Annotated in this window: 17 protein-coding genes and 3 tRNA genes; 11 read left to right on the top strand and 9 right to left on the bottom strand. The window is 52.7% G+C overall.

Annotation, left to right across the window (positions count from 1 at the left end; genetic code table 11):
* Nucleotides 1-48: 48 nt before the first annotated feature.
* The 5 genes from K0778_RS06360 to frdA form a co-directional block, all read right to left on the bottom strand.
* Entirely contained in the window at nucleotides 49-1,182 is a 1,134-nt protein-coding gene (locus K0778_RS06360; protein WP_001300820.1) for a BlaEC family class C beta-lactamase, read from the bottom strand.
* A 62-nt stretch (nucleotides 1,183-1,244) separates the two neighbouring features.
* Nucleotides 1,245-1,604, bottom strand: a complete 360-nt coding sequence (gene frdD / locus K0778_RS06365) for a fumarate reductase subunit FrdD (protein ID WP_000609663.1) — start codon at nucleotides 1,602-1,604, stop codon at nucleotides 1,245-1,247.
* A gap of 10 nt (nucleotides 1,605-1,614) precedes the next feature.
* Nucleotides 1,615-2,010, bottom strand: a complete 396-nt coding sequence (gene frdC, locus K0778_RS06370) for a fumarate reductase subunit FrdC (RefSeq protein ID WP_000208757.1) — start codon at nucleotides 2,008-2,010, stop codon at nucleotides 1,615-1,617.
* 10 nt (nucleotides 2,011-2,020) lie between these two features.
* Nucleotides 2,021-2,755, bottom strand: a complete 735-nt coding sequence (frdB, locus tag K0778_RS06375; RefSeq protein ID WP_000829498.1) for a fumarate reductase iron-sulfur protein — start codon at nucleotides 2,753-2,755, stop codon at nucleotides 2,021-2,023.
* Nucleotides 2,748-4,556: a fumarate reductase (quinol) flavoprotein subunit gene (frdA, locus tag K0778_RS06380; RefSeq protein ID WP_001192973.1), complete on the bottom strand. Its 1,809-nt coding sequence runs from the start codon at nucleotides 4,554-4,556 to the stop codon at nucleotides 2,748-2,750. Before frdA ends, frdB begins: the two co-directional genes overlap by 8 nt.
* 324 nt (nucleotides 4,557-4,880) lie before the next feature.
* Between frdA and epmA the strand changes: the two genes are divergently transcribed.
* The 4 genes from epmA to K0778_RS06400 all read left to right on the top strand — a co-directional run bounded on the left by epmA (nucleotide 4,881) and on the right by K0778_RS06400 (nucleotide 8,256).
* The gene (gene epmA / locus K0778_RS06385; protein WP_000004770.1) at nucleotides 4,881-5,858 is read left to right on the top strand and encodes an elongation factor P--(R)-beta-lysine ligase; all 978 of its coding nucleotides are present in this window, start codon (nucleotides 4,881-4,883) and stop codon (nucleotides 5,856-5,858) included.
* 218 nt (nucleotides 5,859-6,076) lie between these two features.
* Nucleotides 6,077-7,579: a glutamate/gamma-aminobutyrate family transporter YjeM gene (gene yjeM, locus K0778_RS06390; protein WP_001399652.1), complete on the top strand. Its 1,503-nt coding sequence runs from the start codon at nucleotides 6,077-6,079 to the stop codon at nucleotides 7,577-7,579.
* A gap of 51 nt (nucleotides 7,580-7,630) precedes the next feature.
* Nucleotides 7,631-7,945 (top strand): protein YjeN, encoded by a 315-nt coding sequence (gene yjeN / locus K0778_RS06395; protein WP_000342867.1) that lies wholly within the window; start codon nucleotides 7,631-7,633, stop codon nucleotides 7,943-7,945.
* Nucleotides 7,942-8,256 (top strand): YjeO family protein, encoded by a 315-nt coding sequence (locus K0778_RS06400; RefSeq protein WP_001276180.1) that lies wholly within the window; start codon nucleotides 7,942-7,944, stop codon nucleotides 8,254-8,256. The genes yjeN and K0778_RS06400 overlap by 4 nt, the downstream gene beginning before the upstream one ends.
* 28 nt (nucleotides 8,257-8,284) lie before the next feature.
* Here the strand turns inward: K0778_RS06400 and mscM are convergent, their stop codons facing one another.
* The 3 genes from mscM to rsgA all read right to left on the bottom strand — a co-directional run bounded on the left by mscM (nucleotide 8,285) and on the right by rsgA (nucleotide 13,747).
* Nucleotides 8,285-11,608, bottom strand: a complete 3,324-nt coding sequence (gene mscM / locus K0778_RS06405) for a miniconductance mechanosensitive channel MscM (RefSeq protein WP_001236847.1) — start codon at nucleotides 11,606-11,608, stop codon at nucleotides 8,285-8,287.
* Nucleotides 11,609-11,629: 21 nt separating this feature from the next.
* Entirely contained in the window at nucleotides 11,630-12,598 is a 969-nt protein-coding gene (gene asd / locus K0778_RS06410) for an archaetidylserine decarboxylase (protein ID WP_063084809.1), read from the bottom strand.
* A gap of 96 nt (nucleotides 12,599-12,694) precedes the next feature.
* Nucleotides 12,695-13,747, bottom strand: a complete 1,053-nt coding sequence (gene rsgA, locus K0778_RS06415) for a small ribosomal subunit biogenesis GTPase RsgA (protein ID WP_000041964.1) — start codon at nucleotides 13,745-13,747, stop codon at nucleotides 12,695-12,697.
* A 94-nt stretch (nucleotides 13,748-13,841) separates the two neighbouring features.
* Between rsgA and orn the strand changes: the two genes are divergently transcribed.
* The 5 genes from orn to K0778_RS06440 all read left to right on the top strand — a co-directional run bounded on the left by orn (nucleotide 13,842) and on the right by K0778_RS06440 (nucleotide 15,183).
* Entirely contained in the window at nucleotides 13,842-14,387 is a 546-nt protein-coding gene (orn, locus tag K0778_RS06420) for an oligoribonuclease (RefSeq protein WP_001295188.1), read from the top strand.
* A 210-nt stretch (nucleotides 14,388-14,597) separates the two neighbouring features.
* Nucleotides 14,598-14,673: transfer RNA gene (locus K0778_RS06425), tRNA-Gly, on the top strand.
* Between the two features lie 36 nt (nucleotides 14,674-14,709).
* Nucleotides 14,710-14,785: transfer RNA gene (locus tag K0778_RS06430), tRNA-Gly, on the top strand.
* A 35-nt stretch (nucleotides 14,786-14,820) separates the two neighbouring features.
* A tRNA-Gly gene (locus K0778_RS06435) sits at nucleotides 14,821-14,896 on the top strand.
* A 233-nt stretch (nucleotides 14,897-15,129) separates the two neighbouring features.
* Nucleotides 15,130-15,183: a hypothetical protein gene (locus K0778_RS06440; protein WP_010723271.1), complete on the top strand. Its 54-nt coding sequence runs from the start codon at nucleotides 15,130-15,132 to the stop codon at nucleotides 15,181-15,183.
* Here the strand turns inward: K0778_RS06440 and queG are convergent.
* Nucleotides 15,166-16,305: a tRNA epoxyqueuosine(34) reductase QueG gene (gene queG / locus K0778_RS06445; RefSeq protein ID WP_001294219.1), complete on the bottom strand. Its 1,140-nt coding sequence runs from the start codon at nucleotides 16,303-16,305 to the stop codon at nucleotides 15,166-15,168. The two genes, K0778_RS06440 and queG, sit on opposite strands and share 18 nt — an antisense overlap.
* Here queG and nnr point away from each other — a divergent pair.
* Nucleotides 16,304-17,851, top strand: a complete 1,548-nt coding sequence (gene nnr / locus K0778_RS06450; RefSeq protein ID WP_153449065.1) for a bifunctional ADP-dependent NAD(P)H-hydrate dehydratase/NAD(P)H-hydrate epimerase — start codon at nucleotides 16,304-16,306, stop codon at nucleotides 17,849-17,851. The genes queG and nnr overlap by 2 nt on opposite strands.
* Complete coding sequence (tsaE, locus tag K0778_RS06455; protein WP_000981977.1) at nucleotides 17,823-18,284, top strand: tRNA (adenosine(37)-N6)-threonylcarbamoyltransferase complex ATPase subunit type 1 TsaE; 462 nt, start codon at nucleotides 17,823-17,825, stop codon at nucleotides 18,282-18,284. The genes nnr and tsaE overlap by 29 nt, the downstream gene beginning before the upstream one ends.
* Nucleotides 18,285-18,297 lie beyond the last annotated feature (13 nt).

Here is an 18,297-nt window from a genome sequence, read left to right on the forward strand (position 1 = left end):
GCAAGGAAAAGCGCAGAAAAGGTCCGAAAATTCGGACCCGATGAAATTTTACTGTAGAGCGTTGAGAATCTGCCAGGCGGCGGTGACTCTCGCTGGATTGGGATAGTTTTTGTTAGCCAGCATCACTATACCCAGCTCTTTTTCTGGAATAAACGCGACATAGCTACCAAATCCGCCGGTTGCCCCTGTTTTATGTACCCATGATGCGCGTACTGCAGGAGTTGGGGGCGTAATCGCTTTTACGGGGCGTGCTGCCAGTGCAATTTTATTGCCACTGCCGTTAATGATGCTGTCAGGATTTACCGGCCAGTCCAGCATTTCCCAGCCCAGGCCCTGATACATATCGCCGGTTTGCCAGTAGCGAGATTGTGCCAGTTGTATCCCTTGCTGAAGTGTTTTGTCGTTGATATCACGGGGATTCATATTGCTTCGTACCCAGCAGGCCATATCTTCAATGGTCGACTTCACACCATAAGTTTCAGCATCTAACGCCCCTGGCGAAACATGAACTGCCTTGCCTTCGCGATATCCCCAGGCGTAATTCTTTTCTTCTGCGGGCGGTACATTAATCCACGTATGGTTGAGTTTGAGTGGCTGGAAGACACGTGTTTGCATCGCCTGCTCAAAACTCAAACCAGACGGCTTCACAGCCAGTGCGCCGAACAAACCGATACTGGAGTTGGCATACAGACGTTGTGTTCCTGGAGCCCATGCAGGCTGCCAGTTTTGATAGAAGCGCAGCAAGTCGCTTGAGGATTTCACCTCATCCGGCACCTGCAATGGCAGGCCGCCAGCGGTGTAGGTTGCGAGATGTAATAGTGTGATCCCGTTCCACTGTTTAGCGGTAAGTTCAGGCCAGTATTTTGTTGCGGGATCGCTTAACTTGATTTCCCCTCGAGCAATAGCGTCGCCACCAAGCACGCCCGTAAATGTTTTGCTGACCGAACCTAACTCAAACAACGTTTGCTGTGTGACGGGCTGCTTTTTGGCGATGTCCGCATAGCCCCAGGTAAAGTAATAAGGTTTACCCTGATAAATTACCGCCACCGCCATACCGGGGATCTTTTGTTGCTCTATAAGCGGGGTAATTGTGCGATGCACAATATCGTTGATTTTTTGGGGGGCAGCAAATGTGGAGCAAGAGGCGGTAATTAATAAGGCGCAGAGCGTCGTTTTGAACATAGGGTCTGGTTTCCATACAAAACGGCCCGCCATAGGCGGGCCGGATTTACATTGGCGATGCGTTAGATTGTAACGACACCAATCAGCGTGACAACTGTCAGGATAGCAGCCAGACCGTAGAAAACCCATTTGCCCGCAGGTACGTGGATTTTCAGATCGTGCATCGCGTGGTGCATACGGTGTAAACCACACCACAGCGGCAGAACGATCATCAGGAACAGGAATACGCGACCAATGAAGCTCTGCGCGAACGCCAGAACGCGCTCGTAGCTCAGTGCATCACCCGGAAACAGCCCCAGCGGCAGCAGAATACCCACCAGCAGGATCATCACCGGCGCAATAATTGCGCTCCACATACCACCGGCCCCGAAGAGGCCCCAGAATACCGGTTCGTCAGAACGCTTTGGATTTGGATTGATCATCTCAGGCTCCTTACCAGTACAGGGCAACAAACAGGATTACGATGGTGGCAACCACAGTTACCGCCCAGAGACTTTTGATAATTGGCTCTGGACCCATTTTTTCGTCTTTTACAATGATATTGGCCGCTTTCGGTGCCAGTTCAAACCAGGTTTTGGTGTGCAGCAGAGCTGCCGCCAGAGTGATCAGGTTAATGATCACAATAACCGGGTTTTGTAAAAAGTCGACGAATCCCGCCCAGGCTTCCGGGCCATTTTTCAGGGCAAACAGCCCGAAAATCAGTTCAATGCTGAACCACACAGCCGGAACCGCCGTGCCTTCGCGCAGCATGTAAAAGCGATAAAACGGCAATTTTTTCCACCAGGTGGACGTCATTGGCCGTACATACGGTTTACGTTTAGTCGTCATGTTGCACTCCTTAGCGTGGTTTCAGGGTCGCGATAAGAAAGTCTTTCGAACTTTCTACTTTGCCCTGCTGAATGGCCGCAGCCGGATCGACGTGTTTCGGGCAGACTTCGGAGCAATAGCCCACGAAAGTACAGCTCCATACGCCGTTCTGGCTGTTCAACTGCGCCATACGCTCCTTCTTACCGTGGTCGCGGCTATCTTCGTTATAACGATGCGCCAGCGTAATGGCAGCCGGACCGATGAACTCTGGGTTCAGGCCAAACTGCGGGCACGCGGCGTAGCACAGACCACAGTTGATGCAACCGGAGAACTGGTGATACTTCGCCATCTGCGCCGGGGTCTGGATGTTAGTACCCTGATCCGCGGTGCGGGAGTTGCCGATGATGTACGGTTTGATCGCTTCCAGACTTTCGATGAAGTGGGTCATATCGACCACCAGATCGCGTTCAATCGGGAAGTTAGCTAACGCTTCAACCTTCATACCGTCGGTGTAATCACGCAGGAAGGTTTTACATGCCAGTTTTGGCACGTTGTTAACCATCATGCCGCAGGAACCACAAATCGCCATACGGCAGGACCAGCGGTAGCTCAGGTCCGGTGCCAGGTTGTCTTTGATGTAGCCCAGCGCATCCAGTAATGAGGTAGTTGCGTCATAAGGCACTTCATAGAATGCGCTATGCGGTGCGGTATCGACTTCCGGGTTATAGCGCACCACCTCAATTTTCAGGTTTTTCATCTCAGCCATTCGCCTTCTCCTTCTTATTGGCTGCTTCCGCCTTATCGGCTGCATCCGCTTCGCCACCGTAAACGCGTTTAGCTGGCGGCAGCGTAGTAATCTTCACGTCGCTGTACTCCAGGCGAGTCGTGCCATCAGCATCGCGGAAGGCGAGGGTGTGTTTGAGGAAGTTGACGTCGTCACGCTCGGTGCAACCTTCGTCCAGACGCTGGTGTGCGCCGCGGGACTCTTTACGTGCCATTGCGGAGTGCGCCATACATTCAGCAACGTTCAGACCGTGGCCCAGTTCAATGGTGTAGAGCAGGTCGGTGTTGAACACGCTGGAAGTGTCGGTGATGCGCACGCGCTTGAAGCGTTCCTGCAGCTCTGCCAGCTTGTCGATGGTTTTCTGCATCAGTTCCGGCGTACGGTAGATACCGCAACCTTCTTCCATTGCCAGGCCCATTTCGTCGCGGATCTTCGCCCAGTTTTCGCCGCCATCCTGGTTAACCAGATCTTTCAGACGTTGTTCAACGCCAGCTGCCTGCGCTTCAATTGCCGCTTCGTTGCCATTACCGGCAGTTGCTGCACGCTCTGTCGCTTGTTCACCGGCCAGACGGCCGAAGACCACCAGTTCCGCCAGGGAGTTGGAGCCCAGACGGTTTGCACCGTGCAGACCAACAGAGGAACATTCACCCACGGCGAACAGACCTTTAATGCGGGTTTCACAGTTCTGATCGGTTTCGATACCGCCCATGGTGTAGTGTGCGGTCGGTCGTACCGGAATCGGTTCTTTAACCGGATCGACGCCAACGTACGCTTTCGCCAGTTCGCAGATGAACGGCAGACGTTCATGCAGTTTTTTCTCGCCGAGGTGACGCAGGTCGAGATAAACCACATCACCACGCGGCGTGGAGATGGTGTTGCCTTTACGCCATTCGTGCCAGAAGGCCTGAGAAACTTTGTCGCGTGGACCCAGTTCCATATATTTGTTTTTCGGCTCGCCCAGCGGAGTTTCCGGGCCCATGCCGTAATCTTGCAGATAACGGTAGCCATTTTTGTTGACCAGAATACCGCCTTCACCACGGCAGCCTTCGGTCATCAGGATACCGGAACCTGGCAGACCGGTTGGGTGATACTGAACGAATTCCATGTCACGCAGCGGAACGCCGTGGCTTAGCGCCATACCCATACCGTCACCGGTAACGATGCCGCCGTTGGTGTTGTAACGATAAACGCGACCCGCACCGCCGGTAGCCATAACGACCGCGTTAGCACGGATCTGCACCAGCGTGCCTTCCATCATGTTCATTGCTACCAGGCCGCGAACATGACCATCATCAACCAGAATATCCAGCACGAAATGTTCGTCAAAACGCTGGATCTGCGGGAATTGCAGAGAGGTCTGGAACAGCGTGTGCAGCATATGGAAGCCGGTCTTATCGGCGGCGAACCAGGTACGCTCGATTTTCATGCCGCCGAAGCGACGTACGTTGACGCTACCATCCGGGCGACGGCTCCATGGGCACCCCCACAGTTCCAGTTGGGTCATTTCGGTTGGGCAGTGGTGGACGAAATAATCCACGACATCCTGCTCACACAACCAGTCGCCACCCGCTACTGTATCGTGAAAGTGATATTCGAAGCTGTCATGATCCTGCGCGACAGCGGCGGAGCCCCCTTCTGCAGCAACGGTATGGCTACGCATCGGGTATACTTTTGAGATTAGTGCGATTTTTGCATTTGGATTTGCCTGCGCGGCAGCAATTGCAGCACGTAATCCCGCGCCACCGGCGCCTACAATGGCAAGATCGGCTTGAAAGGTTTGCACGACATTCCTCCAGATTGTTTTTATCCCACAGCCCCGTACTTCAGGGTAAGTGCCTGAAAGTTACGGTCTGCGAACGCTATTCCACTGCTCCTTTATAGGTACAACAGTATAGTCTGATGGATAAGTCTGAAATTTGACGAGATCGATTTTTTTAGTGCGCAAGAGGGCTAAATTATCACTGAAGATGATTAATTTAATTACTAAACCATCAGATCGTGCTTTTTTTAGTCACTGCCCACCGTTGTTTGATTCCTGCGTAAAATTTGTCTCGCCGTCGCGTTGCGAGTAGACTTCGTGCCCTTGTCAAAAACTGGAGATTTAACTATGAGCGAAACGGCATCCTGGCAGCCGAGCGCATCCATTCCTAACTTATTAAAACGCGCGGCGATTATGGCGGAGATCCGTCGTTTCTTTGCCGATCGTGGAGTGCTGGAGGTGGAGACGCCTTGTATGAGCCAGGCGACGGTAACCGATATTCATTTGGTCCCGTTTGAGACACGTTTCGTTGGCCCCGGGCATTCGCAGGGGATGAATCTCTGGTTAATGACCAGCCCGGAATACCATATGAAACGCCTGCTGGTTGCCGGTTGTGGGCCGGTATTCCAGCTGTGCCGCAGTTTCCGTAATGAAGAGATGGGGCGTTATCACAACCCTGAGTTCACTATGCTGGAGTGGTATCGACCGCACTATGATATGTACCGGTTGATGAACGAGGTGGACGATCTCTTACAACAGGTGCTGGACTGCCCTGCAGCAGAAAGCCTTTCTTATCAACAAGCTTTCTTGCGTTATCTGGAAATTGACCCACTCTCTGCCGACAAAACGCAACTGCGGGAAGTGGCAGCGAAACTGGATTTGAGCAATGTTGCTGATACCGAAGAAGACCGCGACACGTTGCTACAATTGCTGTTTACCTTTGGCGTAGAGCCAAATATTGGTAAAGAAAAACCGACCTTTGTGTACCACTTTCCAGCCAGCCAGGCATCACTGGCGCAAATCAGTACCGAAGATCATCGGGTCGCTGAACGCTTTGAGGTTTATTATAAAGGTATTGAGCTGGCGAATGGTTTCCATGAATTGACGGATGCCCGTGAGCAGCAACAACGCTTTGAACAAGATAACCGTAAGCGCGCGGCGCGCGGTTTGCCGCAGCACCCCATTGACCAGAATCTGATTGACGCCTTGAAAGTCGGTATGCCTGACTGTTCCGGCGTGGCATTAGGTGTTGATCGTCTGGTGATGTTGGCGCTGGGCGCGGAGACACTGGCTGAAGTCATCGCCTTTAGCGTTGACCGGGCATAATTCTGAAAAATTACTGAATTAACAGCGAAGAATGGCGTAATAAGCGCCATTCTGTAGCATATGTTTTCATTTTTCCGCTAAAGGCCACAATTTAAGACTGGATATTTGATATCATCCAGGTATCAATTCTGTATTGGTTTTTACGCTGCCTGCTCAATGTTGCGCAGTGCAGTTCAGTGGGCACGTGTTATACACGCGCTGAAATGAAGGATGGTTTCATGCCTCACACGATAAAAAAAATGAGTCTGATAGGACTCATATTGATGATCTTTACTTCCGTATTTGGTTTTGCCAATAGCCCATCGGCTTATTACTTAATGGGTTATAGTGCGATTCCCTTTTATATATTTTCTGCATTGTTATTCTTTATTCCATTCGCCTTAATGATGGCTGAAATGGGAGCTGCTTATCGCAAAGAAGAAGGTGGTATCTATTCCTGGATGAATAATAGTGTCGGACCACGTTTTGCCTTCATTGGTACGTTTATGTGGTTTTCCTCTTATATCATCTGGATGGTGAGTACCTCCGCGAAAGTTTGGGTACCGTTCTCAACATTCCTCTATGGTAGCGACATGACCCAGCACTGGCGTATTGCCGGACTGGAGCCTACGCAGGTGGTTGGTCTGCTGGCAGTGGCATGGATGATTCTGGTCACCGTCGTTGCTTCTAAGGGGATTAATAAAATTGCCCGCATTACTGCGGTGGGCGGTATTGCAGTAATGTGTCTGAATTTAGTATTGCTGTTAGTAAGCATTACTATTTTGTTATTAAATGGTGGGCATTTCGCGCAGGATATTAATTTCCTTGCATCACCGAACCCGGGTTATCAGTCCGGTCTGGCAATGCTATCGTTTGTGGTATTTGCCATTTTTGCCTATGGCGGAATTGAAGCGGTTGGTGGTCTGGTCGATAAAACGGAAAATCCAGAAAAGAACTTTGCCAAAGGTATTGTTTTTGCCGCTATTGTTATTTCAATCGGTTATTCGCTGGCAATATTTTTATGGGGCGTCAGCACAAACTGGCAGCAGGTATTAAGTAATGGTTCCGTTAACCTCGGCAATATTACCTATGTGCTGATGAAGAGCCTCGGGGTGACGCTGGGTAACGCACTGCATTTGTCACCTGAAGCGTCATTGTCGCTGGGCGTATGGTTTGCGCGTATTACCGGACTTTCGATGTTCCTCGCCTATACCGGTGCGTTCTTTACGCTTTGCTATTCACCGTTGAAAGCCATCATCCAGGGGACGCCGAAAGCATTGTGGCCGGAACCGATGACGCGCCTGAATGCGATGGGGATGCCGTCTATCGCCATGTGGATGCAGTGCGGGTTGGTTACTGTCTTCATCCTGCTGGTTTCGTTTGGTGGCGGTACCGCATCGGCGTTCTTTAACAAGCTGACGCTGATGGCGAACGTGTCTATGACGCTTCCTTACCTGTTCCTCGCGCTGGCTTTCCCGTTCTTTAAAGCACGTCAGGATCTCGACAGACCGTTTGTGATTTTCAAAACGCATTTGTCGGCAATGATTGCGACAGTGGTTGTCGTACTGGTGGTGACATTTGCGAACGTCTTCACCATCATTCAACCTGTGGTTGAAGCCGGAGACTGGGACAGCACATTGTGGATGATTGGCGGCCCTGTCTTCTTCTCGCTGTTAGCGATGGCGATTTACCAGAACTATTGCAGCAGAGTGGCAAAAAATCCGCAGTGGGCGGTGGAATAACCCGATGCCCTATCGTCTACCTGACGATAGGGCGTAAAGACAGGAAATGTTATGGATGACACCAGCCGGGACCCGGCAATAACCGAAGATGAAATCAGGGCGCTGCAATTTTCTGCCGGGGATGTAGCGGAAATAGAGCAGACGATTCTCTCTTTTGTCGATGCCTGCCACACCCGTAAAGTGGCGATGGTGGTGGGTAGCACCATTAACACCCTCAAAGATCGCGATGGTAAACGGTGGGGAAACCTGCCGGATATTTATTGCGCTTATCTTATCCGATGTCTGGTTTTTCGCGGGGAATTAGTGGGATACGGCGATTTGTTTCGTATGCGCTATAGCGAAATTAAGCGACCGGTTACCTTATGAGTGCGCGCATGTTTGTCTTATGCTGCATCTGGTTTATTGTGGCGTTCCTCTGGATAACCATCACTTCCGCGCTGGACAAAGAGTGGATGATTGATGGACGCGGGATTAACAACGTCTGCGATGTGTTGATGTATCTCGAAGAAGACGATACCCGTGATGTTGGTGTGATAATGACGTTACCGCTCTTTTTCCCTTTTCTCTGGTTCGCTTTGTGGCGAAAAAAACGCGGCTGGTTTATGTACGCCACCGCGCTGGCTATTTTCGGCTACTGGCTGTGGCAGTTTTTTCTGCGCTATCAGTTTTGTTTGTGAGCCGGATTGGTTCATCCGGCACACAAACTTACAAACTTCCCGCCTGACGACCTTTGCCCGCAGACGTCAGCGTTCTCCCCGTTTGTTTACCGTTGAGGCTTTCCAGACGCATCTGGAAGGGCGGGAATGGCATATCGATACCGTGGGCATGGAAGCCAGCCAGAATCAGCTGGTGGATCTCATGGCGTAGCGGCATACGGTGACCCATCTCAGCGGCGTAAATACGCAGCTCGAAAATCTGAATCCCCTGTTGCAGATCCACCAGGAAGACTTCCGGTGCCGGGTTGTCGATCACCAGCGAGCAGCGACGCGCTGCGGTGAGCAGGATTTCCGTCACTTCTTCGCTATTGGCATCGGCAGGGGCCGGTATCGTCAACACCACGCGCGTGACCGAGTCAGAGAGCGACCAGTTGATAAACTGCTCGGTAATAAACGCCTTGTTCGGCACGATTATCTCTTTACGGTCCCAGTCGCTGATGGTGGTGGCGCGGGTGTTAATTTTCGTCACGCTACCGGTGAGATCGCGAATTGTCACCGTATCGCCAATGCGAATCGGTTTTTCGAACAGGATAATCAGACCAGAGATAAAGTTGGCGAAAATTTCCTGCAAACCAAAACCGAGACCAACACCGAGCGCGGCAACCAGCCACTGCAATTTCGACCACTCAATACCAATCATTGAGAAGCCGACCAGCCCGCCAATCAGCATCAGCAGATATTTGGTGATGGTGGTGATGGCGTAACCCGTACCCGGCGTTAAATCCAGGTGCTGCAAAATCGCCAGTTCCAGCAGCGCGGGCAAGTTGCGCACCAGCTGCGTGGTGATGATAAACACCAGAATGGCAATCAGCACCGCACCGAGGGTAATTGGCTCCAGACTTTCTACGCCCTGTACCGTGGAGGTGACATCCCACAGCGAAATATTTTCGAGGAAGCCGAAAGCGGAATGGATTTCTGACCACAGCACAATGACAGAAAGCAGGGCGATCAACATCAAAATTGAGCGCACCAGCCGCAAGGATTGCGCACTGATGGCATCGAGATCGACTTCGCTTTCATCGACTTCAATTGCTCCTTCCGGGCTACTGTGATGATGCGCTTCCTCTTCGCCACGCGCACGTTGCGCTAACATCTCTGCCCGGCGATGCTTCGCCCGATCAAACGCCAGCCTGCGGCGCTGGATCAGCATCCAGCGGCGGATAACGTGATAAACCACCAGTAGCAGGAACCAGATGGCAACCGAGGTTTCAAGCCTCGCTAACAGCGCCTGTGCCGTTGCCAGATAACCCACCGCCGACGCCAGAATGGCAACCAACGGCGCGCCAATCATCATGTTCCACAGCATATGGTTGGTAATGTTGTCGCCGCTGCCCTCTTTGTTGAGATACAGCGGAATCCCGGCCTTTTTCAGGCTGAGGGTGACCACCGCCAGCGCACCGCAAATGAGGATAAAGCAAAGCCGTCCCAGCGAACCGGAGAATTCACGGTCGTCGAGGTTATCGAACATCATCAGCGCCATAATCAGCGGCACAATAAGCCCGATGCTCATCAGGTAGTAGCGCATCCCACGGGAAACACGTTCGCGCGGCCAGCCAAAATGAGCGATAAACAAGCCGTTCGGGCGGGCAAAGGTGGCGCAAATCATCACTACCCACAGCAGCGGCACGGTGGCCGTTACACCATCGCCAATCGCGACCGCCAGCGGATAAGGCCACGCCTCGCGCAAGCCGTAACCCAGCGTCATCCACAGCACCGGTAACGGTGACGCGACGAGAATCGACCAGAAAAGAGTGCGCAACGTCAGCCAGAAGTGATCCTGAGTCACTTTGCCAACTTTCGCCGCCGAACGTTCAAGAAAACGGGTGAAATAGCGGCGCGAGTAAATACTGCAACCGACCAGAATCAACGCGCCAAACAGCGGCAAAATTGTCTCTTTGCTGGTCAGCATCATCACACTGGCTTTGCCCAACTGACTGAAGGTGTCCAGCGAAATGAGACGACGCAGATCCTGGGCGATTTCCAGCGGCCAGGCGATGGTCATCGGGCGCACGTCAGAGGTCCAGAACAGATAGCGGTGCGTTGCTTCGTTCACCTCTTTCAGCGCATCCTCCAGTTGCCCGTTGGAGACTTTCAGCTTGGTCAGTTCCAATAGTAGCGTGTCGCCACCCTGCAACAATGAGTTCAGCAACTCACGCTGAGTGCGCAGTTGTGCTTCCAGAATACGGTTTTGCTCGGCAGTCAGCGGCTGACCGTCGGCCTGATGAATTTGCCGTAGCAGCGGCTGTTTATTAAGCAGATCCTCATAACGTAACCGTTGCACACGCAACTGCGCCATTTCGGTATCAAGCTGTTGTGGTTTCGGCATTTCCGGCAGCCGTGCCACCTGCGCCCGCAGCGCTTCGCCGAGCAGATTGGACGATCCCAGCCATTGCGACTGTTCACGCAGCGTATTCAACGCCTGCCGGACCTGTAACGTCTGGCTGGCAGCCTGACGCTGTTGCGAGGCAACGAGATCCATCCGCTGCGCCTGTTGATTCAAAGCCGCCGATAGTTCGCGGTTAATTTTGAATTGCGCGACGATATCTTTCGGCAAATCGGCGCTGTTTTCTGCCAGCAATTCGGTACTTTCCAGCGCCCGCTCCGCCTCAAGCTGACGTTGGCTGTTTAATTGATTACGCAAGGCCTGCAAATACGCATCCAGTTGCTGGCTCTCTTTTTCCGCCAGCTCTGAGCGTAAGCGCGCTAATTCCTGGCGGTTATTGGCAGACAGCTGCGCCAGCTCCAGTTCATCAACGAGCGCCTTAAGACGTGCAGAGTCAGACTGCAACGCGAAATTTTGTGCCTGATTGAGCGGAGTATTGCCGGTAAGCGTTCCCAGGCGGCGCTCGATCTCATTTAACTGACGGCGGGCGTCGGTTTGCTGTTGCGGCAGTTGATTCAGCGAATCGGCAATCTCGCGGGCGCGCTCCTGCTCTTGCTGGGCCTGACGGCTTTTATCCAGCAACTGGCTGCTGACCTGGAGAATTTCCTGATTCAGCGCGTCGGTAGACATTCCCGGCGACACGCTGCGCGGCTCGTCACGCATGTTGTTTAATTGTGCGCGCAGAGTAGCGGAGAGTTTCGGATAATTATCGATAACTTGCTGATATTGTTTGATGCGCTCAAGGGAACCTTTTCGTTCCTCAAGCGCATTTAAGGCAGACTGGAGCGCCTCTACGACTTCCGGCTGTGCGGGTTTCGCCGCTTTTGCCTGCTCCAGTTCCTGAGTGATTTGTTTGCTATCGGGGGCCGTCGCGGCGTACGCCCCCCAACTGAGGCACCAGGCCATCAGAAAAGTGATAATCAGGCGCACGTCAGCGTTTCCTTTGATGGATTAGACCTGGTCTTTTTTGTCGTCAACCAATGGGCTGGCGTCGTGTTCTGCTTCGATCTCTTCAGCAGGAAGCGGGGCAGGTTCAGCGTCTGGCGTAACAAAGGTTTCGGTAGATACTGCCAGCGGCTGGCCAATTTTCGTGACAGACAGGCTTTCCAGTTGCTCAACCAGATTCACTTTACCCGGTGCAAACAGGTTGATAACGGTGGAACCGAGTTTAAAGCGACCCATTTCCTGGCCTTTCAGCAGTGCCACAGAACCGTCGTTTTCCCCGGCAGGCCAGGTCCAGCGCTTGATGATACCTTCGTGCGGCGGCGTAATGGTGCCCGCCCAGACCGTCTCAATGCTGCCAACAATCGTCGCTCCGACCAGAATCTGCGCCATTGGGCCAAATTCGGTATCGAAAAGGCAAATCACGCGTTCGTTACGGGCAAACAGATTCGGCACGTTCTGAGCCGTGAGATGGTTAACGGAGAAGAGATCGCCCGGCACGTAGATCATCTCACGCAGAATACCGTTGCACGGCATGTGTACGCGGTGGTAGTCACGCGGGGAGAGGTAAGTGGTCACAAACGTACCGTTGCGGAACAGGTCCGCCATCAGATAGTTGCCTGCCAGCAGGGCTTCGAGGCTGTAGTTGTGGCCTTTGGCTTGCAGGATTTTATCTTCTTCGATTTTACCCAACTGGCTGATAACGCCATCGGCAGGCATGACCAGTACATTCGGATCGGTATCGATTGGGCGTACTTCGTCACGCAGCGGACGGACAAAGAATTCGTTAAAGGTGCGGTAGCTGGCGGTGTCCGGCTTTTGCGCCTCTTTCATGTCGACCTTGTAGTATTTAACGAACAGATCGATAACCAGTTTTGTCAGCCATCCTGCCCGCTTGCTTGCGCCCCAACCCGCCAGGCGAGTAAGCCATAGTTTCGGCAGAATGTACTGTAGCGAAAGTTTAAATGAATTTAACAAGGTAGCCTCCAGGCCATTGTTTTGTCGTTCCTGATCCGGCCTACATGCCGGATCCTGAAAAAAAGGGGACGATTCTAACGATGGTTAGCTTAATTGTCAGTCATCCGTATCAGAAAAGTTTTTACGCGTTTTTACCTGCGCCATGCTTTCCAGAATACGGTGATAGTTTTCGAAACGGGTTTCCGCGATTTTCCCTTCCTCAACCGCTTCCCGGATAGCGCAGCCCGGATCGGTATCGTGTTTGCAATCGCGATATTTACACAGACCTAAATAGTCATGGAATTCGACAAAGCCCTGAGTGATTTGTTCCGGCTCCAGGTGCCAGAGGCCGAACTCACGCACTCCTGGGGAGTCAATCACATCACCGCCGTGCGGGAAGTGATACAGCCGAGCGGCGGTCGTGGTGTGCTGACCGAGCCCCGAGTTGTCAGAGATATCGTTGGTCAGGATCTCTTTTTGCAGCCCCAGCAACGCATTCAGCAGGCTGGATTTGCCGACGCCAGACTGCCCGGCAAAAATGCTGATGCGCCCGGTCAACGCCTCTTCCAGCGGTTTTAGCCCATCCTGAGTATGGCTGGAAACCATCAATACGCGATAACCGATATTGCGGTAGATATCCATCTGCTCGTTGACGAACGCCATGCCTTCGTCGTCCAGCAGGTCTATCTTGTTGAGCACAATAATCGGCTCAATCTGCAAGGTTTCGCAGGCCACCAGGTAACGGTCGATAATATTGAGCGACAGCTCCGGCAAAATGGCGGAGACAATGACAATCTGGTCGATGTTGGCGGCAATAGGTTTTACGCCGTCGTAGAAATCCGGACGCGTCAACACCGAGGTACGCTCATGCACCGCTTCCACGATCCCTTTGACATTTACGCCTTCCGCCGCCGGTTTACCCGGACGCCAGACTACGCGGTCGCCGGTTACCAGCGAACGGATGGTACGGCGAATATTGCAGCGGTGAACGTCGCCATCGGCGGATTCCACATCAGCGTGCATACCAAAGCGGCTGATGACGATACCTTCATCAGGCTCGCCAAACAGATTGTCGTCGTAGTCGGGCTTCTCCTTAGACGTTTTAAGACGACGCTGGTGATTGGCGTTCACGCGGCGCTGCTGGCCTTTGGAGAGTTTATTTTTACTCAATCGTACAGACTCCTGGTCGCCCCTGATGGGCAAAACATCTATGATACACGCAATTGTGGATCAATATAGTCACTGTGAATGGGTGGAAAATAGCATGAGTGCCAATGAAAACAACCTGATTTGGATCGATCTTGAGATGACCGGTCTGGATCCCGAGCGCGATCGCATTATTGAGATTGCCACGCTGGTGACCGATGCCAACCTGAATATTCTGGCAGAAGGGCCGACCATTGCAGTACACCAGTCTGATGAACAGCTGGCGCTGATGGATGACTGGAACGTGCGCACCCATACCGCCAGCGGGCTGGTAGAGCGCGTGAAAGCGAGCACGATGGGCGATCGGGAAGCTGAACTGGCAACGCTCGAATTTTTAAAACAGTGGGTGCCTGCGGGAAAATCGCCGATTTGCGGTAACAGCATCGGTCAGGACCGTCGTTTCCTGTTTAAATACATGCCGGAGCTGGAAGCCTACTTCCACTACCGTTATCTCGATGTCAGCACCCTGAAAGAGCTGGCGCGCCGCTGGAAGCCGGAAATTCTGGATGGTTTTACCAAGCAGGGGACGCATCAGGCGATGGATGATATCCGTGAATCGGTGGCGGAGCTGGCTTACTACCGCGAGCATTTTATCAAGCTGTAAAATTTTTCCTGGTCACGTAAGCGCCGGAATCCACTTGCGGCGGCGTGATTTTGACGCTAAATTGAACGTCTTGCTGATAATTTCAGCACTTGAGATAAAAACGCAAAAAAAACTTTTTTGGGGGGTTGCAGAGGGAAAGATTTCTCGTATAATGCGCCTCCCGTAACGACGCAGAAATGCGAAAATTACGAAAGCAAAATTAAGTAGTACGCGGGAATAGCTCAGTTGGTAGAGCACGACCTTGCCAAGGTCGGGGTCGCGAGTTCGAGTCTCGTTTCCCGCTCCAAAATTTGAAAAGTGCTGCAAAGCACAGACCACCCAAGCGGGAATAGCTCAGTTGGTAGAGCACGACCTTGCCAAGGTCGGGGTCGCGAGTTCGAGTCTCGTTTCCCGCTCCAAAATTTGAAAGTGCTGTAAGGCACAGACCACCCAAGCGGGAATAGCTCAGTTGGTAGAGCACGACCTTGCCAAGGTCGGGGTCGCGAGTTCGAGTCTCGTTTCCCGCTCCAAATTCTTCTCTCAATAAAATATCCACAGCGACGCGATGCGTTATTGCTGGTTTTTGTTGTCTCTGACAAACTCTTGTAAACAGAGTTATCCACAGCCTCAGGCTGTAATCTTAATTTCAAAGAAACTTCGCACGGTGAATAGTATTTTTTTAACCTATTGATAGATAAGTTAAAAATTAAGATTCCGTTTTGTCGAGTCGATCACTTGACGATTTTATTCGTCTTGAATTGCAATGCGTTTTTATTTTTATTCACAAGCTGTGGATGAATCAGGCGTCACGCGGTAACCCTTTTTCAATCACCCGAACCAGACGCTGTTTTTTCGGCAATTGCACTTCGACTATGCACGCATTTCGTCTCTCTATTTGCTGCGCAATCGCCCACGCTATGTGCTCATCGAGAAGTGGGTGCTCACCTTTACGACTTTCCAGCGCTGTCAAAATCGTTTCATCCCAAGGGGCATTGCCTAATGCTACGGCGATATTACGCAGCCAACGCAGGTGACCAATACGACGAATCGCCGATCCTTCCGTGACTTTTAAAAACTTCTCTTCGCTCCAGGCGAATAACTCAATGAGTTCCGGTGCGTGTAGCGGCTTACGCGGGCTGAAATCCTCTTCTGTGGTGAGTTGTGAATAGCGATTCCACGGGCAGATAAGCTGGCAGTCATCGCAACCGTAAATACGGTTTCCCATTAACGGTCGCAACTCTTCCGGGATCGCCCCTTCAAGTTCGATGGTGAGATAAGAGATACAGCGGCGAGCATCGACGGTATATGGCTCGACGATGGCACCGGTCGGGCAAATCGTCATACAGGCCACGCATTTGCCGCATCCTTCCTCGACTGGTTGATCCACGGGCAGCGGAATATCGACCAGCAATTCGCCTAAAAAGAAGAACGAACCGGCCTCGCGATTGAGGATAAGTGAGTGCTTACCTGTCCAGCCGAGCCCAGCTTTTTCAGCTAACGGGCGCTCGAGAATAGGCGCAGAATCGACAAACGGTCTAAAATTCAGCGAAACACAATGTTGCTGAATCATCTCGCCCAGCTTTTTGAGTCGGTTGCGCAGAAGTTTGTGATAGTCACGGCCCAGCGCATAACGGCTAACATAGCCGAGTTTGGGGTTTTTCAGCGTGCTGGCAAATGCGGCGTTAGCAGGAAGGTAATTCATCCGCACGCTGATCACGCGCAGCGTACCGGGCAATAACTCATGAGGGCGAGCGCGCAGCATACCGTGACGTGCCATCCAGTCCATTTCGCCGTGGTATTGTTTGTCCAGCCATGCTTGCAGTTTGGGCTCGGACTCGCTGAGATCGGTATCGGTAATACCTACCTGCTGAAAGCCCAGTTCCAGCCCCCACTGTTTAATTTTTTGCGCTAACTGATTGAGATCGAGGGGCTCTGACATGACGGACCATACAATGAAGAAAAACCCCGTAAGTATACCACACACCGTCTGGTACGCCGACGATATCCGCCGCGGAGAACGCGAGGCGGCAGATGTGCTGGGGCTCACACTCTATGAGCTGATGCTTCGCGCTGGCGAGGCCGCATTCCAGGTGTGTCGTTCGGCGTATCCTGACGCCCGCCACTGGCTGGTGCTGTGCGGTCATGGTAATAACGGCGGCGATGGCTACGTGGTCGCGCGACTGGCCAAAGCGGTCGGCATTGAGGTCACGTTGTTGGCCCAGGAGAGCGACAAACCGTTGCCGGAAGAGGCCGCGCTGGCACGCGAAGCATGGTTAAACGCGGGTGGCGAGATCCATGCTTCGAATATTGTCTGGCTCGAATCGGTAGATCTGATTGTTGATGCGCTGCTCGGTACCGGTTTGCGGCAAGCGCCCCGCGAATCCATTAGCCAGTTAATCGACCACGCTAATTCCCATCCTGCGCCGATTGTGGCGGTTGATATCCCTTCCGGCCTGCTGGCTGAAACTGGCGCTACGCCAGGCGCGGTGATCAACGCCGATCACACCATCACTTTTATTGCGCTGAAACCAGGCTTGCTCACTGGAAAAGCGCGGGATGTTACCGGACAACTGCATTTTGACTCACTGGGGCTGGATAGTTGGCTGGCAGGTCAGGAGACGAAAATTCAGCGGTTTTCAGCAGAACAACTTTCTCACTGGCTAAAACCGCGTCGCCCGACTTCGCATAAAGGCGATCACGGGCGGCTGGTAATTATCGGTGGCGATCACGGCACGGCGGGGGCTATTCGTATGACGGGGGAAGCGGCGCTGCGTGCTGGTGCTGGTTTAGTCCGAGTACTGACCCGCAGTGAAAACATTGCGCCGCTGCTGACTGCACGACCGGAATTGATGGTGCATGAACTGACGATGGACTCTCTTACCGAAAGCCTGGAATGGGCCGATGTGGTGGTGATTGGTCCCGGTCTGGGCCAGCAAGAGTGGGGGAAAAAAGCACTGCAAAAAGTTGAGAATTTTCGCAAACCGATGTTGTGGGATGCCGATGCATTGAACCTGCTGGCAATCAATCCCGATAAGCGTCACAATCGCGTGATCACGCCGCATCCTGGCGAGGCCGCACGGTTGTTAGGCTGTTCCGTCGCTGAAATTGAAAGTGACCGCTTACATTGCGCCAAACGTCTGGTACAACGTTATGGCGGCGTAGCGGTGCTGAAAGGTGCCGGAACCGTGGTCGCCGCCCATCCTGACGCTTTAGGCATTATTGATGCCGGAAATGCAGGCATGGCGAGCGGCGGCATGGGCGATGTGCTCTCTGGTATTATTGGCGCATTGCTTGGGCAAAAACTGTCGCCGTATGATGCAGCCTGTGCAGGCTGTGTCGCGCACGGTGCGGCAGCTGACGTACTGGCGGCGCGTTTTGGAACGCGCGGGATGCTGGCAACCGATCTCTTTTCCACGCTACAGCGTATTGTTAACCCGGAAGTGACTGATAAAAACCATGATGAATCGAGTAATTCCGCTCCCTGATGAGCAGGCAACATTAGACCTGGGCGAGCGGGTAGCGAAAGCCTGCGATGGCGCAACCGTAATCTATCTGTATGGCGATTTAGGCGCAGGTAAAACCACCTTTAGCCGGGGCTTTTTACAGGCTCTGGGTCATCAGGGTAATGTCAAAAGCCCCACTTATACGCTGGTCGAACCCTATACGCTCGACAACTTAATGGTCTATCACTTTGATTTGTACCGCCTTGCCGATCCCGAGGAGCTGGAGTTTATGGGGATCCGCGATTATTTTGCCAACGATGCCATCTGCCTGGTGGAGTGGCCACAACAAGGTACAGGTGTTCTTCCTGACCCGGATGTCGAAATACACATTGATTATCAGGCACAAGGCCGTGAGGCGCGCGTGAGTGCGGTTTCCTCTGCGGGTGAATTGTTGCTGGCGCGTTTAGCCGGTTAACCTTTGAAAGGTG

Source organism: Escherichia sp. XD33 (assembly GCF_019375075.1).
In the GTDB taxonomy this organism is placed as follows: Bacteria; Pseudomonadota; Gammaproteobacteria; order Enterobacterales; family Enterobacteriaceae; genus Enterobacter; species Enterobacter flexneri_A.